The sequence below is a fragment of the Nocardia sp. NPDC003726 genome, assembly GCF_053586955.1.
This window is the reverse complement of the sequence record NZ_JBSFNF010000023.1, coordinates 78,063-92,204: the sequence shown is the minus strand read 5'-3', so window position 1 is coordinate 92,204 and position 14,142 is coordinate 78,063. Positions and strand designations below refer to the sequence as shown.

Annotated in this window: 13 protein-coding genes; 6 read left to right on the top strand and 7 right to left on the bottom strand. The window is 70.6% G+C overall.

Annotated elements, in window-relative coordinates; translation table 11 throughout:
- Positions 1-166: 166 nt before the first annotated feature.
- Positions 167-1,342 (bottom strand): acyl-CoA dehydrogenase family protein, encoded by a 1,176-nt coding sequence (locus tag ACWDMM_RS26250; protein ID WP_357110856.1) that lies wholly within the window; start codon positions 1,340-1,342, stop codon positions 167-169.
- A 228-nt stretch (positions 1,343-1,570) separates the two neighbouring features.
- Here ACWDMM_RS26250 and ACWDMM_RS26245 point away from each other — a divergent pair, with 228 nt between their 5' ends.
- Positions 1,571-2,713 (top strand): cystathionine gamma-synthase, encoded by a 1,143-nt coding sequence (locus ACWDMM_RS26245; RefSeq protein ID WP_195082528.1) that lies wholly within the window; start codon positions 1,571-1,573, stop codon positions 2,711-2,713.
- Between the two features lie 97 nt (positions 2,714-2,810).
- On the opposite strand, the gene greA is transcribed toward ACWDMM_RS26245, so the two are convergent.
- Positions 2,811-3,305 carry a transcription elongation factor GreA gene (greA, locus tag ACWDMM_RS26240; RefSeq protein ID WP_028477722.1) on the bottom strand — a complete coding sequence of 165 codons (495 nt, stop codon included), beginning with the start codon at positions 3,303-3,305 and terminating at the stop codon, positions 2,811-2,813.
- A 297-nt stretch (positions 3,306-3,602) separates the two neighbouring features.
- Entirely contained in the window at positions 3,603-4,067 is a 465-nt protein-coding gene (locus ACWDMM_RS26235) for a DUF4307 domain-containing protein (RefSeq protein WP_449939996.1), read from the bottom strand.
- A 120-nt stretch (positions 4,068-4,187) separates the two neighbouring features.
- On the opposite strand from ACWDMM_RS26235, the gene mca reads away from it, so the two are divergent.
- The 4 genes from mca (at position 4,188) to ACWDMM_RS26215 (ending at position 7,899) form a co-directional block, all read left to right on the top strand.
- Entirely contained in the window at positions 4,188-5,054 is an 867-nt protein-coding gene (mca, locus tag ACWDMM_RS26230) for a mycothiol conjugate amidase Mca (protein WP_195082657.1), read from the top strand.
- On the top strand, positions 5,051-5,329 hold the full coding sequence (locus ACWDMM_RS26225) for a hypothetical protein (RefSeq protein WP_195082530.1): 279 nt from the start codon (positions 5,051-5,053) through the stop codon (positions 5,327-5,329). Before mca ends, ACWDMM_RS26225 begins: the two co-directional genes overlap by 4 nt.
- A 155-nt stretch (positions 5,330-5,484) precedes the next feature.
- Positions 5,485-6,795 carry an FAD-binding oxidoreductase gene (locus ACWDMM_RS26220; RefSeq protein WP_449939994.1) on the top strand — a complete coding sequence of 437 codons (1,311 nt, stop codon included), beginning with the start codon at positions 5,485-5,487 and terminating at the stop codon, positions 6,793-6,795.
- 528 nt (positions 6,796-7,323) lie between these two features.
- The gene (locus tag ACWDMM_RS26215) at positions 7,324-7,899 is read left to right on the top strand and encodes a TIGR03086 family metal-binding protein (RefSeq protein WP_449939991.1); all 576 of its coding nucleotides are present in this window, start codon (positions 7,324-7,326) and stop codon (positions 7,897-7,899) included.
- A 52-nt stretch (positions 7,900-7,951) separates the two neighbouring features.
- Here the strand turns inward: ACWDMM_RS26215 and ACWDMM_RS26210 are convergent, their stop codons facing one another.
- Positions 7,952-8,407, bottom strand: coding sequence for an SbtR family transcriptional regulator (locus ACWDMM_RS26210; RefSeq protein WP_449940033.1), 456 nt, complete (start codon positions 8,405-8,407; stop codon positions 7,952-7,954).
- Between the two features lie 173 nt (positions 8,408-8,580).
- Here ACWDMM_RS26210 and ACWDMM_RS26205 point away from each other — a divergent pair, with 173 nt between their 5' ends.
- On the top strand, positions 8,581-10,632 hold the full coding sequence (locus ACWDMM_RS26205) for a thioredoxin domain-containing protein (RefSeq protein WP_195082533.1): 2,052 nt from the start codon (positions 8,581-8,583) through the stop codon (positions 10,630-10,632).
- Positions 10,633-10,728: 96 nt separating this feature from the next.
- Here the strand turns inward: ACWDMM_RS26205 and ACWDMM_RS26200 are convergent, their stop codons facing one another.
- The 3 genes from ACWDMM_RS26200 to trhA form a co-directional block, all read right to left on the bottom strand.
- Positions 10,729-10,884, bottom strand: a complete 156-nt coding sequence (locus ACWDMM_RS26200; protein WP_195082534.1) for a hypothetical protein — start codon at positions 10,882-10,884, stop codon at positions 10,729-10,731.
- A gap of 392 nt (positions 10,885-11,276) precedes the next feature.
- Positions 11,277-12,914: an adenylate/guanylate cyclase domain-containing protein gene (locus tag ACWDMM_RS26195; protein ID WP_195082535.1), complete on the bottom strand. Its 1,638-nt coding sequence runs from the start codon at positions 12,912-12,914 to the stop codon at positions 11,277-11,279.
- A 559-nt stretch (positions 12,915-13,473) separates the two neighbouring features.
- A complete protein-coding gene (gene trhA / locus ACWDMM_RS26190) occupies positions 13,474-14,097 on the bottom strand; it encodes a PAQR family membrane homeostasis protein TrhA (RefSeq protein WP_067809364.1) in 624 nt (207 codons plus the stop codon).
- Positions 14,098-14,142 lie beyond the last annotated feature (45 nt).

Sequence of the window (14,142 nt, the reverse complement as noted above, 5' to 3'; positions counted from 1 at the left end):
GTCCGACCGGCTACGGGACGGTGGTCCGGCTCCGAGAGGGCGGACTCGGGCCGATGCGATCAGCGAGCGGCATCCGGCAATCCATCCGCACTCTTCTCGCCGGGGACCCCGGCGTCGTGCTCGGTGCCCCAGCGCGACGCCGGATCGCGCGACGCGGCCGCGGTTGTCAACGGAAGGCGTTGGCGTCGGTCAGTGCCCGGCCGAGCACGAGCTGGTGCACCTCCGCCGTGCCTTCGTAGGTGAGCACCGACTCCAGATTGTTCGCGTGGCGCAGCACCGGGTAGTCGAGCGTGATGCCGTTGGCGCCCAGGATGGTCCGGCACTCGCGGGCGATGGCTATGGCCTCGCGCGTGCTGTTCAGCTTGCCCGCGCTCACCTGCTCCGGCGTGACCACGCCGCGGTCCTTCAGCCGTCCGATGTGCAGCGCGAGCAGCTGGCCCTTGCCGAACTCCAGCGCCATGTCGGCCAGCTTGGCCTGGGTGAGCTGGTAGGCGGCCAGCGGCTTGTCGAACACCTCGCGGGTCCTGGCGTACTCGATGGTGGCCGCCAGGCAGTCTCGCGCGGCGCCGAGCGCGCCGAAGACGATGCCGAAGCGCGCCTCGCTCAGGCAGGCCAGCGGCGCGCCGAGTCCGCGCGACCCCGGCAGCACCGCGTCGGCGGGCAGGCGGACGTCGTCGAGGTCCAGCTCCGCGGTGATCGACGCGCGCAGCGACAGTTTGCGGCGCATCTCCCGCGCCGTGAACCCCGGCGTTCCGGCCGGGACCAGGAACCCCCGGATCACCTGCTTGCCTTCGTCTTCGGTCTGCGCCCAGACCACCGCGACATCGCTCACCGAGCCGTTGGTGATCCACATCTTCGAGCCGCTCAGCACCCAATCGGCGCCGTCGCGCTTGGCCCTGGTGCGCATGCCGCCCGGGTTCGAGCCGAAGTCGGGCTCGGTCAGCCCGAAGCAGCCGATGGCGCGGCCCGCCGCCAGCTCGGGCAGCCACTGCTGCTTCTGTTCCTCCGAGCCGTATTTGTGGATGGCGGTCATCGCCAGCGAACCCTGGACCGAGACCATGCTGCGGATACCGGAGTCCACCGCCTCCAGCTCCTGACAGGCCAGGCCGTAGGTGGTCGCCGACATGCCGGCGCAGCCGTATCCCTCCAGATGCATGCCGAGCAGCCCCAACGCACCCAGCTCAGGGGCGAGCTCGCGGGCCGGGAAGGTGCCCGCCTCGAACCACTCCGCGACATGCGGGCGCAGTCGCTGAGCCGCGAAGGTGGCGACGGTATCCCGGATCTCGCGCTCCTCGTCGGACAGCAACGCGTCGGTGGCGAACAGTTCTTCCACAGTGACCATGGACTCAGCCTAAAGGGGCGGCCGAAGAGTGAGACCGAACTCACGCCCCTTGCCTGACCGCAAGATTTCCGAGCTGGTAGTGCCCTTGACGTAATTCGGTCGAAATCAGAGGCTCGATCTCGTTACGCCGACGCCATTGTCCGTATTCGCCCGATTCGCCTGCGCGCGCGCCCGCTGTATGCACACACCGGGAAGTTGCCCGGGAATCGCCCCGGATAGGCTGACCACATGAGCGAGCTGGGATTCTCCACACGGGCCGTGCACGCCGGATACGAACCCGATCCGCAGACCGGCGCGGTGAATGTGCCCATCTACGCGAGTTCGACGTTCGCCCAGGACGGCGTGGGCGGGTTGCGCGGCGGTTTCGAATACGCCCGCACCGGCAACCCGACGCGGTCGGTGCTGGAGGCGAACCTCGCCGCGCTGGAATCGGGCCGCTACGGCCGGGCGTTCGCGTCCGGCATGGCCGCGACCGACTGCGCGCTGCGGGCCACGTTGCGTCCGGGCGATCACATCGTGATCCCCGACGACGCCTACGGCGGCACCTTCCGGCTGATCGACAAGGTCTTCAGCCAGTGGGGCATCGAGCACTCGCCCGCCCACGTGTTCAACGTGGACGAGATGCGCGCCGCGATCCGGCCGAACACCAAGCTGGTGTGGATCGAAACCCCGACCAACCCGCTGCTGAGCATCGGCGACATCCCCGCGCTGGCCGACGTCGCGCACGCGGCGGGCGCGAAGCTCGTCGTCGACAACACTTTCGCGACGCCCTACCTGCAGCAGCCGCTGCTGCTCGGCGCCGACATCGTGGTGCACTCCACCACCAAGTACCTCGGCGGACACTCCGACGTCATCGGCGGCGCGCTGATCACCGACGATCCGGAACTCGACGCGGCGTTCGCGTTCCTGCAGAACGGCGCGGGCGCGGTGCCGGGCCCGTTCGACGCGTTCCTCACCCTGCGCGGCGCCAAGACCCTCGCCCTGCGCATGGACCGGCACTGCGACAACGCCGAGACCATCGCGGAGTTCCTGTCCGGGCACCCGTCGATCTCCCAGGTGATCTACCCGGGCCTGCCGGAGCACCCGGGCCATGCGGTCGCGGCCAAGCAGATGCGGCGCTTCGGCGGGATGATCTCGGTGCGTCTGGGCGGCGACGTCGAGGCGGCGCGCAAGTTCTGCGCGCGGACCGAGGTGTTCACCCTGGCCGAGTCCCTGGGCGGCATCGAGTCGCTGATCGAGCATCCGGCCGCGATGACGCACGCCTCCACCGAGGGTTCCGAGCTGGAGGTTCCCGCGGATCTGGTGCGGCTCTCGGTCGGCATCGAGGATGTCAGCGACCTGCTTGCGGACATCGAGCAGGCATTGAGCTAAGTTCACGGACATGAGGAAGCGGCCGCACCCGATGATCGGGCGCGGCCGCTCGTGTCCGCGGGGGTTTCGGCCTGCCGTGGCGGCGCGGCCGAGCGCGTCAGCTGTGGTAGGGCTCGGCGCTGAGCAGGGTGACCTTCATCGTGTTCCCATTGGGCAAGGTGTATTCCCTGGTCTCGCCCACCTTGGCGTCGATGAGCGCGCCGCCGAGCGGGGAGTTCGGCGAGTACGTCTCCAGCTTGGAATCGCGGAGACCCTCCTCGCGGGTGGCGATCAGGAAGGTTTCGGTGTCCGTCTCGTCGCCGTCGTAGTAGACCTTGACGACCGACCCGGGAAGCGCGACGCCGGACTTGGTCGGCGCGACGCCGACCTTGGCGTTGTTCAGCAGCTCCTGCAGCTGGCGAATGCGCGCCTCCTGCTGACCCTGCTCCTCGCGCGCCGCGTGGTACCCGCCGTTCTCCTTGAGGTCGCCCTCTTCCCGGCGTTCGTTGATCTCGGCGGCGATGACCGGACGATTGGCGATGAGCGCGTCGAGTTCGCTCTTGAGCCTGTCGTGCGACTCCGGGGTCAGCCAGGTCACTTGCGTCTCAGTCATCTCGATCACTCCCTAGTAGTTGTTCCCGGCAGGCCGGGATTCCCTGAGCACCGGCGTGTGCTCACCCGAAAGCGGGCACGCGCCAGTCGACGGCTAGAGCGATCCTGGGAAGTTCATCGAACCCCGACAGGCCCTGGTCTCGGGCGAGCTCGCAAGCCCGAACCGTCAGCGCTGGCCGCCAATGCAGCAAACACGGCTCCGAGCTTCGGAACCGTGTATCACGCCATTTTAGCATGATTCACAAATGTGCAGGTCGGAGTTGATTTCGCGGCTAAATCGCGGGTTTATGCGCGGAAATCAGCCAACTCGCAGATAGCTGGGTACCCGATCGCTGCACGCGTACACACTGCCCGACACCGGCCGCGCGGAGGACCGCACGACGGTGGTCAACTCGACCGTTCCGCTGCTCGACGGCTCGATCAGCACCTCGCGGCGGCCGAGTTCGGAACCGTCGCGGGCCATGGCCCGGACGAAGCACACCACCGGCTGCCGCGGGTCGGCGCGGGTGACCTTCAGCCGGATGGTCATGGTCGAGTCGTCGACGACGACGTAGCCGAGCTGCTCGGCCTCGATGTCCTCCGGCCCGTACTTCTGGTAGCCCAGGTAGGCCACGCCGAGCCCGGCGAGCACCACCAGCACGCCGAGCACCGGCACGATCCAGCGGCGCGGCTTGCGCGGCCCGGCGCCGTACCGGTCGGCCGGTGGACCGCTCGCAGCCGCCGCCTTCGCGTCACCGCCGTCGTCGGGCGCTGGCTGGCTCATGGTGGTCGCTCCCGGGGGGTACGTCGGAACAAAAGCGGGTCGAATGGAACTATAGGTAACGAAGCCCCGACACCCGCGACCGAGAGCGACGGAGAACGAGACGTGAGTGGCCTTCGCCTCATGGCGGTGCACGCCCACCCAGACGACGAATCCAGCAAGGGTGCCGCGACGACCGCCCGTTACGCCGACGAAGGACACGACGTCCTCGTCGTGACGCTGACCGGCGGAGAGCGCGGAAGCATCCTCAACCCGGCCATGGACACGCCCGGCGTGCTGGAGCGGATCCACGAGATCCGCCGCGAGGAGATGGCCGCCGCCGCCCGTGCGCTCGGCGTGCGCCAGCACTGGCTCGGTTTCGTCGACTCCGGCCTGCCCGAGGGCGACCCGCTGCCGCCGCTGCCGGAGGGCAGCTTCGCGCTGGTTCCGCTGGAGGAGGCCACCGAGGCGCTGGTGCGGGTGGTGCGCGAGTTCAAGCCGCACGTGATGACCACCTACGACGAGACCGGCGGCTACCCGCACCCCGACCACATCCGCTGCCACGAGGTGTCGGTGGCGGCGTTCGAGGCGGCGGGCGACCCCGAGCGGTTCCCCGACGCGGGTGAGCCGTGGACGCCGCTCAAGCTGTACTACGACCACGGCTTCAGCATGAAGCGGATGGAGATCTTCGCCGCGGAGTACGAGCGGCTCGGCGAGCCGTTCCCGCTGCAGGAGTGGCTGGACCGGATGCGCAAGTACGCCGCCGAGCGCGGCGACGTGTTCTCCCGGATCACCACCCAGATCGACTGCGCCAAGTACTTCCCGCAGCGCGACGACGCCTTGCGCGCGCACGCGACGCAGATCGACCCCAACGGCGCGTTCTTCGCCATCCCGATGGAGATGCAGCAGCGGTTGTGGCCGACCGAGGAGTTCGAGCTGGCCAAGACCCGCGTGCGCACCGAGCTGCCGGAGACCGACCTGTTCGCAGGCATCGAGGACGAGCGGTCGTGACGCTGGTCCTGCTCGCCCAGACACCCGGGACGCCGACCGGCCCCGAGTTCGGCAAGGCGTCGCCGCTCGGCCTGGTCATTGTCCTGATCCTGCTCGCGGGCACCTTCCTGCTGATCCGGTCGATGAACCGGCACATCAAGGGCCTGCCGGCGACCTTCGAGCCCGAGCATCCCGAGCCGGACCAGGAGGCAGACGAGGGCACCGAACACGGCATCACCCGTCGTGCCGAGGAGCCGAAGGGCGCCGACCCCGAAGGGCGCGCCGGGCCGGACTGACCCGGAAACCCCTTTGACCTGCTCGTTGTTACCTTTCCGCGCTCTCTTTCGTCAATGAGGTAGTCGCGGCGCGAACCGCGGCCTCCCGCCGGAGGCCGGCACCCGGATTTCGTTGCGCGCGTCTGCTTCCGAACGCTGAGAGTCAGGACAGAGCAATGACATTCGACGAACTGCGCGCCACGCTGCCCGGCCGCGTGCTGGTGGCCGGTGACGAGGGCTTCGAGACCGCGGCGCGGCCGTGGACGACGACCGTCGACCAGCCGGTGGCCGCCGTGGTGCGGGCCGGGGACGCCGGTGACGTCGCGGCCGTGGTCCGGTACGCGAGCCGCGTGGGCGTGCCGGTGGTCACCCAGCCGACCGGCCACGGCGCGTCCGGCGGGGTGCCCGAGGCGATCCTGCTGCGCACCGGGCTGTTGGACGGCATCGACATCGACCCCGCGCGTCGGGTGGCGCGCGTCGGCGCCGGAGTGCCGTGGGGCCGGGTGCAGGCGGCCTCGGCCAGGCACGGGCTGACCGGCCTTGCGGGCAGCAACCCGGTCGTCGGCGTCACCGGTTACACCCTCGGCGGCGGCATGGGCTGGTTCGGCCGCAAGTACGGCTGGGCTTCCGACGCGGTGCGCGCGTTCGAGATCGTCGACGCCGATGGCGCTCAGCGCCGGGTCACGCCCCAGGACGATCCGGAGCTGTTCTGGGCGCTGCGCGGCGGCGGCGGCGACTTCGCCGTGGTGACGGCGCTCGAGTTCGACCTGTTCCCCGCGCCGGAACTGTTCGGCGGGCGCATGCTGTGGCCGCAAGCGCGGATTCGCGACGTGTTCGACGCCTTCCGGGAGGTCACCGCCGCGGCTCCGGACGAACTGTCGGTGTGGTTCCAGCGTCTGCAGATCCCGGACGCACCGCCGATGGTCGGCGTGGACGCGGTCTACCTGGGTGATCCCGATCGCGGCCGGGCGCTGGTGGCCGCGTTCGACGCCATCGGGGACACCGTTCTCGACAAGCGTGGTGTTTTCGGGCCCGCCGACATCGGCTCCGTGACCGCCGAACCCACCGACCCGAGCCCGTCGCTGTCCCGTGCGGAGCAGTTGACCGATCTGGGCGACGCCGTGGTCAAGACCCTGATCGAGGAACCGGTCGCCCCGCTGGCCAACGTGCAGATCCGCCATCTGGGTGGCGCCTTGGCCGAAGCCGGGCCGGACGGTGGCGCGCGGGGTCCGATCGCGGAGCCGTACCTGCTCTACTGCCTCGGTGTCGGGCTGCCGCACCTGCGCGACGCGGTTCAGGCGCGGCGCACCGCCATCGTCGACGCGGTGAGCGGGCAGATCGGCGGCCGCAAGCCGTATACCTTCCTCACGCCCGGCGAGTCGGCCGAGGCCGCGTTCGATTCGGCGACGCTGACCCGGCTGCGGGAGATCAAACGGGCCCGCGACCCGCACGGCGTCATCCGGGCGAACTACCCGGTGCTGGGGTGAGCCATGAGGGCTCCGGAAGGCCGCGTCGGTCCGGCGGCCGACGGCGTGCTCCGGCAGACTGCGGGGCCGAGACCGCGGAACGGTTTCGGCCCCGGCCGCTCAGAACGGCCAGTCGGCGACGTGGCCCGCTTCCAGCAGCGGGATACCGCCTCGCCGATGGCACCCCGCGCTGTGGATGACCCTGGAAGACGGTGCCACCGAATCGGCCCGCGCACGCCTTTCGGGTTCCCCTACCGCGCCGCTGTGAACGCGCGGATCGCCAGTTCCCCCGTGGAAAGGAGAATTCGCCGGTCGGGCGTTCGAGAAAAGGTGGCGACACTTTTGGGTCCGAAGTAGACGTGGTCGGCGCCGGGGCCGGTTCGCGCGTTTCTGGGTCGCGTTGTAGCGCACGCGCATCCGATTCAACCAGGGGTCACGAGAAGCACACTGTCGGCAACTTTTTCGGCGCAAGCTGGAGTTCGCATTGCCGCGCGCTTGTCGGTGTCCTGTGTTACCAATTCAGCCAAACCGCTCGACCGAAGGATGCTCATGGACAACGTGATCGGACAGATCGACCGCGCACTGGATGCGACCGGAGCGATCGTCGCCGCCGTGGCGGGAGCGGGCCTGACGACGCCGACGCCGTGCCGGGACTGGGATGTCCGTGCCGTTCTCAACCACACGGTGGGCGGTATGCACCTCTTCGCGGCGGCGCTGAGCGGCACGGACGCGGGCGCCGACCACGAATCCGACTGGCTCGGCGGTGATCCGCAGGGTGCGTACGCCGCGGCCGCGGAAGTGGACCGCGCCGCTTGGCACCGGCCCGACGCGCTGGACGGCACGGTGGGCATCTCGCTCGGGGAACTGCCCGGCCCCACGGCCGCGCTGGTGCACCTCACCGAGGTTCTGGTGCACGGGATAGACATCGCGGTCGCCATCGATCGGCCGGATCTGGCCGACGACCAGCTGTGTGGCGAACTGCTCGCCACCATGCAGACCATGGGCGGCATCGATTCCTTCCGCGCCCCCGGCATTTTCGGTCCCGAGGTGCTCGTCGCCGCGGACGAACCGGCACATCGCCGGTTGCTGGCATATGTCGGGCGCGAGGTAATGGCCCGCACGTAGCCCGCTGTTTCCAGAGAGCTGAAAAGTCTGGCAGCTGTCGCCGAGAACATTCTCAATTTCGCCGCGGCCGTATTCCGTCGAGGATGATGTGGGCTATGTGGGCTATGTGGGCAGAACGTGTCTCACTCGTCTCGGCTCCGGCGTGGCGGATCGCGGCGAATGCGCCGGCGAGCAGCGCCATCAGTTCTTCGACGGTGACGTCTCGGCGTGCGGCGCCGACGGACTGGGCGCGGTCGAGCAGGCCCGCGACCTGGTGGGTGGCGAGGTCCGGCGCGGCGGTTCGCAAGTCGTATCCGCGGCCGCGAGCGCGGTTCTCACGGTCGCGTTCCGCGCGCCGGAGGCCATCATCCGCGACAACAGAGCCACGTCGGAGGTCCCGTTGGCGGCGATCTGCTTCGCCTCCGCGACCAGTTGCTCGAGCTGATCGATCGCGACGGCCAGATAGAGCGCTTCCTTGGAGGGAAAGTGCCGGTGGACCGTGCCGGTCTGGAGCGACCAGCCGCAGCACGGCGACAACCAGACGCTGGCCGCGCCGGAACTGAGACCAGCCCTTCGGCACGGCGGTGGCCTTCTTCGCCCCGTACGCGGCGCGGCGTGTGCACCTCCGCGTCGTCCCCGGGTCACGGGAGAGTCACGGACAAGGTGCCCGCACGGCGCCGAGAAGGGTCGTACGGTGGAGCCATGAACCGGCTCGGAGAGGCGACGTCCCCGTACCTGCGCCAGCATGCGGACAACCCGGTGCACTGGCGGGAGTGGGACGCGGAGGCACTGGCCGAAGCGCGGGAGCGGGACGTGCCCGTCCTGCTGTCGGTCGGGTACGCGTCCTGTCACTGGTGCCACGTGATGGCGCACGAGTCGTTCGAGGATCAGGCCACCGCCGACCAGATGAACGAGAATTTCGTCTGCGTGAAGGTCGACCGGGAGGAGCGGCCGGACCTGGACGCGGTCTACATGAACGCCACGGTCGCGATGACGGGGCAAGGCGGCTGGCCGATGACCTGTTTCCTGACTCCGGACGGCGAACCGTTCTACTGCGGCACCTACTACCCGAAGCTTCCGCGCGGCGGCATGCCGTCGTTCACCCAATTGCTCACCGCGGTCACGGAAACCTGGCAGCACCGGCGTGAGGAGGTGAACCAGGCCTCCGCGCAGGTGGCCGCGGCGCTGCGCGACCAAGCGGGGGGACTGCCCGACGCGGACCTGACGATCACCCCGGAGTTGCTCGCCCACGCCGTCGCCGCCGTGCTGCGCGACGAGGATGCCGAACACGGGGGGTTCGGCGGCGCTCCGAAGTTCCCGCCGTCGGCGCTGTTGGAGGGCCTGCTGCGGCACTGGGAGCGCACCGGCGACCGGGCGGTGTTCGACGTGGTGGCCCGCACGGCCGAAGCCATGGCCCGCGGCGGCATCTACGACCAGTTGCGCGGCGGGTTCGCGCGGTACTCGGTCGATGCCGCCTGGGTGGTGCCGCATTTCGAGAAGATGCTCTACGACAACGCCCAGCTGCTGCGCGCCTACGCGCACCTGGCCCGGCGCAGCACATCGCGGCTTCCGGAGTCGTTGTCGCACCGGGTCACCCGGGAAACCGTGCGGTTCCTGCTCGACGACCTCGGGACCGCACAGGGCGGTTTCGCCTCGGCGCTGGACGCCGACACCCACCTGGAACCCGGCAAGCCAGGCGTCGAAGGCGCGACGTACGTGTGGACGCCCGCCGAACTGGCCGGTGTGCTCGGTCCGATCGACGGGGCGTGGGCAGCCGAATTCTTCGGCGTCACCACCGCGGGCAATTTCGAACAGTGCACCTCGGTGCTGACCAGATACACCGAACCCGCCACGCCGCAGGACGCCGCGCGGCTGGAACACGTCCGCGCGGCGCTGATCGCCGCCCGCGACCGCCGTCCACAGCCGGACCGGGACGACAAAGTGGTCACCGCGTGGAACGGGATGGCGATCACCGCGCTCGCCGAGGCGGCGGGCGCGCTGGACGAGCCGGAATGGACCGCCGCCGCCGTCCGGTGCGCGCGCTTCCTGCTGGCCGAGCACGTGGTGGACGGCAGGCTGCGGCGCGCCTCGCTCGGTGGGGTCGCCGGCGCGGCGCCCGGCATCCTGGAGGACCACGCCTGGCTGGTCACCGGACTGCTCGCGCTGCACCAGGCCACCGGCGAACTCGGCTGGCTGGACGACGCCCAGCGCTTGCTCGACATCGCGATCGAGCACTTCGCCGACCCCGACCGACCGGGCAGCTGGTTCGACACCGCCGACGACGCCGAAACCCTCGTCGCCCGACCGCGCGACCCGATCGACGGCGCCACCCCCGCCGGCGCCTCCGCACTGGCCGAAGCGCTGCTCACCGCCGCGGCCGCGAGCGACCCGGAACGGGCCGTCCGCTACCGGGAGCTCGCCGACCGCACGCTCGACCGCGGGGCGATCGTGCTGGCGCGCGCGCCGCGCTCGGCGGGCCAGTGGCTCACCGTGGCGGAGGCGGCCCTGCGCGGCCCGCTGCAAGTCGCCATCGCCACCGAAGCGGCGGCCCCTTCCGCCGAGCTGCTCGCCACGGCTCGTTCGGCCGCCCCCGGGGGTTCCGTCGTCCTCGCCGCCGCCCCGAACGCCGTCCCGTTGCTGGCCGATCGGCCCCTTGTCCGCGACGCCGCCGCCGCGTACGTCTGCCGCGGCTCCGTCTGCGACCTCCCGGTCTCCACTCCCGACCAGCTCCGCACGGCACTGCTGCGCACTTAGCGGCCGGGTATCCGGGCCGGGCCGCACCGGCCCGGTCTCGAGTCCGGCCTCCACGGCATCAGAGGCCTCTCGGTGGAGCGGCAGCCGAAAGTGAACTCACCGCCCCGGCCGGACCACCGCTGCATGCGAGCCGATCCGGTCGAGTTCCTGCTGTGCGTGCCCCGCACCGCCGTCCACGAGCTCGTCGGCGTGCTGCTCGGTCGGCCGCACCGGCCGCTGGCGGTCCCTCGACGTGCCCGCCGCGATACCCATGCTGGACAGTTGCGCGGTGCCGTCTCGGCCGGGCGGGAAGCTTCACGGAGGCGATCCAGCGTCATCCCGCGGCGCGGCGCGGACGAGGAACGCCGCGAGATTGTTGGACGCGCCGAGCGGATCAGGCGTCCGCCGGCGGGTGGCGGTCGAACGGTTGGCGCACAGGCGCCGATGATTCCGCTGCCACGGCGGGCGGGACGGCGACCGCACGGACCTGATCGATCTACCGGCCACCGAGGTCGGCCGGAACGAACTCGGCACAGATCGAGCGGCGTCGATGCGGTGAGCCTGCGGCATCAGCGCTCGATCATGTTGCCGAGGCGGCCGCAGGACTACCGCGATGCCGTGTCCGGCGGGCTCTCCTGGCCCGAGAACCCGGTGCGCGCGGCGATCTAACGCCGGTGCGGAGCGTCGAATTCGGCGTCCGGCAGCTCGGTGCCGTCGGGTGGCTCCGCGACCGTGTGGATCTCGATGACCGGGTTGGTGTCGGCGGGCAGGTCGGCGCTGTCGAGTTTCGCGGTGCGGGTCTCGACGCGCTCGGTTCGAGCGCCGGAGGTGTCGATGTCGGTCCAGCAGAACGTCGGGTCCTTCATGCCGCGCAGCACGATGGTGTCGTAGAACGTCCACTTGGCCCGTTCGTCTTCCGTACCGGCCTCGATCACCGCTTGGCTCACCAGGATTCGCCGCGGCACCTCCTTGGCCGCCGTGGTGAGACGGGCGGCCTCGTTGACGGCGTCGCCGATCACCGTGAATTCCAGCCGGGTGTCGGAGCCGACGTCGCCGGCGAAGACCGGGCCGCGCGCGACGCCGATCCCGATGTCGAGCTCTCCGGTGGCGAGCACCTCGTCCCGGATGCGCCGCGCCGCCCGCAACGCCGGGGTCGCGTTGTCGCGCAGGGCGATCGGCGCTCCGAAGACGCACAGCGCCGCGTCGCCCTCGAACTTGTTGACCAGGCCGTTGTTCTCCTCGGTCGCCGCGACGACGATCGCGAGCAGGCGGTTGAGCTTGGCGACGAACTCCTGCGGCGGCAGCCCGGTGGACAGCTCCACCGACCCGGTCACGTCGACGAACAGCGCCGACACCTCGCGCACGTCACCGCTGAGATCCGCCCCGCGGGCCAGGGCGCGCTCGGCCACCTCGGGGCCGACGTGCCTGCCGAAGACCTCCCGCATCCGCTCCCGCTCGCGCAGGTTCGCCGCCAGCTCGTTGACCGAGTGCTCCAAGCGGCCGATCTCGCTGGTGCTGCCGATGGGCACCCGGGCACCGAGATCGCCCTGCGCGATGCGGTCCAGCGCGCGACGCAGGGTGCGCATCGGCGCGGCGACCGCGCGGGCGAGGAACGCCGTGGCCAGCGCGCCCACACCGATCCCGACCGCGGACAGGTAGATGGCCGTGCGCACCCGGTCGGGCGCGGCGGCCACCGGATCGGCCAGCACGACGATCAGCATGAGCAGCGGGAGCGCCGCCGCCACCGCCCAGGTCAGCACGACCCGCACCAGCACGGAGGAACTCCAGTGCATGGTCCAGCCGAGCACCCCGGCGACCACCGGAATCGTCGGCCGGATCAACCGGTCCACGATCAGGAAGGTGACCGCCGCCGACTCGAAGGCGCCGATCGTGAACAGCGCCGCCGTCACGCCGGGATCGTTGTCCGGGCTCAATCGCGCGAAGATGACCGTCGCCACGATCACGCCGGGAATCCACAGCGCGAGCGCGCGCATGCTGATCGCGACGGGTAGGAGCAGCAGGCGCCGCGCCTCCACCTCCGTGGGTTTGCGCCCTGCGTCGAGCCAGCCGAAGTACAACTTGCGATCGCGCACGGCCAGGACGATGCCGGCCACGAACCCCACCGCCGGATAGATGCCGACGAAGGCGAGCGCCCGCACCCAATCCGTGCCCAGCCTGCCGAGGAACCCGTTGAGCCACAGCTGGGTGACGATCACCGCGAGACCGCTGAGATTCGCCGTGGTGACCAGCGCGGCCAGGCCACCCCGCGCTTTGAGCGCCCAGAGGACGAGTTTCGCGATCATCGGATTCGCGATCCCGATGCCCGGCCGGTGCGGGCCCGCTCCGGTGTAGGTGCCGCGCCCGCCATGGACTCCGCACCTGCTGGGGTGATGACCCGCCTTCCGAAGGCGGCGGTCGCAGGGTTCCCGCAGCTGCCCGAGCGCAGCGGCTGGTGCTTCGCGATCCGGGCTGATACCGGAGACTCCGCCGACCGAAGATCACCGAGCGCCCGTCCCGAGGGCGGCAGACGCCGCGCGACCGCCGGAAACGGCAGGGCGATGCCACACGAGGCGGCGACGGAGAACACGAACGAGCAGCATAGAGCCACGGCGACCGGCACAGGAGTTTTCCCGGTGATCTCCCCGGACCCGCCCGCCGACCAGCCGCACCGCGGCATCGTCGGTCCGTCGTCCGGCAGCGCGGAGCAGGCGATGGGGTGGATCACCGCCCGATCGGGCCTCGGCCCGCCCGCGCACCGGCGCTCGCGGCGCGGATGCCGAATCGCCGCGCGGCTTTCGGACGCACGCTGTTCCATTGCCTGCGCCGCCCCTCTCGTCCGACCTCCCCGTCGACTCTATGCGCTCAGCGCAGGACCACGAGCCACACCGCCGCGTAGTGGGTCAACGCGGCCAGCACCGTGGCCGCGTGGAAGAACTCGTGATGCCCGAAGACGGTGGGCCACGGGTTCGGCCACTTCGTGGCGTAGAGGATCGCGCCGCCGCTGTAGAACAGGCCGCCGATCAGCAGCAGGATCAGCGGCGCGATGCCGATCTGGCCGTTGAGCTGGCCGGCCACCGGCACGATGGCCCAGCCCAGCAGCAAATACAGCGGAACGCCGACCCAGCGGGGCGCGGTGGGCCACAGCAGTTTCAGTGCCACTCCGGCCAGCGCACCGGCCCAGACCACGGCCAGCAGCGTCTGCCCGGTGCGTCCGGGCAGGCCGAGCAGGGCGAAAGGGGTGTAGCTGCCCGCGATGAACAGGAAGATCATCGAGTGGTCCGCTCGCTTCATCCGGATGCGGGCGCGCGCGGTCGGCCAGGTCACCCGGTGATAGACCGCGCTCACGCCGAACAGCCCGCACACGGTGAGCCCGTAGACCAGCGTCGACCACCCCGCGGTCGCGGAGACCCTGGCGGCGGTGGCGATCAGCACGACGGCCGCGATCGCGGCGACGCCGACGGCCCAGGTGTGGATCCAGCCCCGCATGCGCGGTTTGACCAGTGCCCCGGCGAGCGCTTCGCCCGCAGAGGC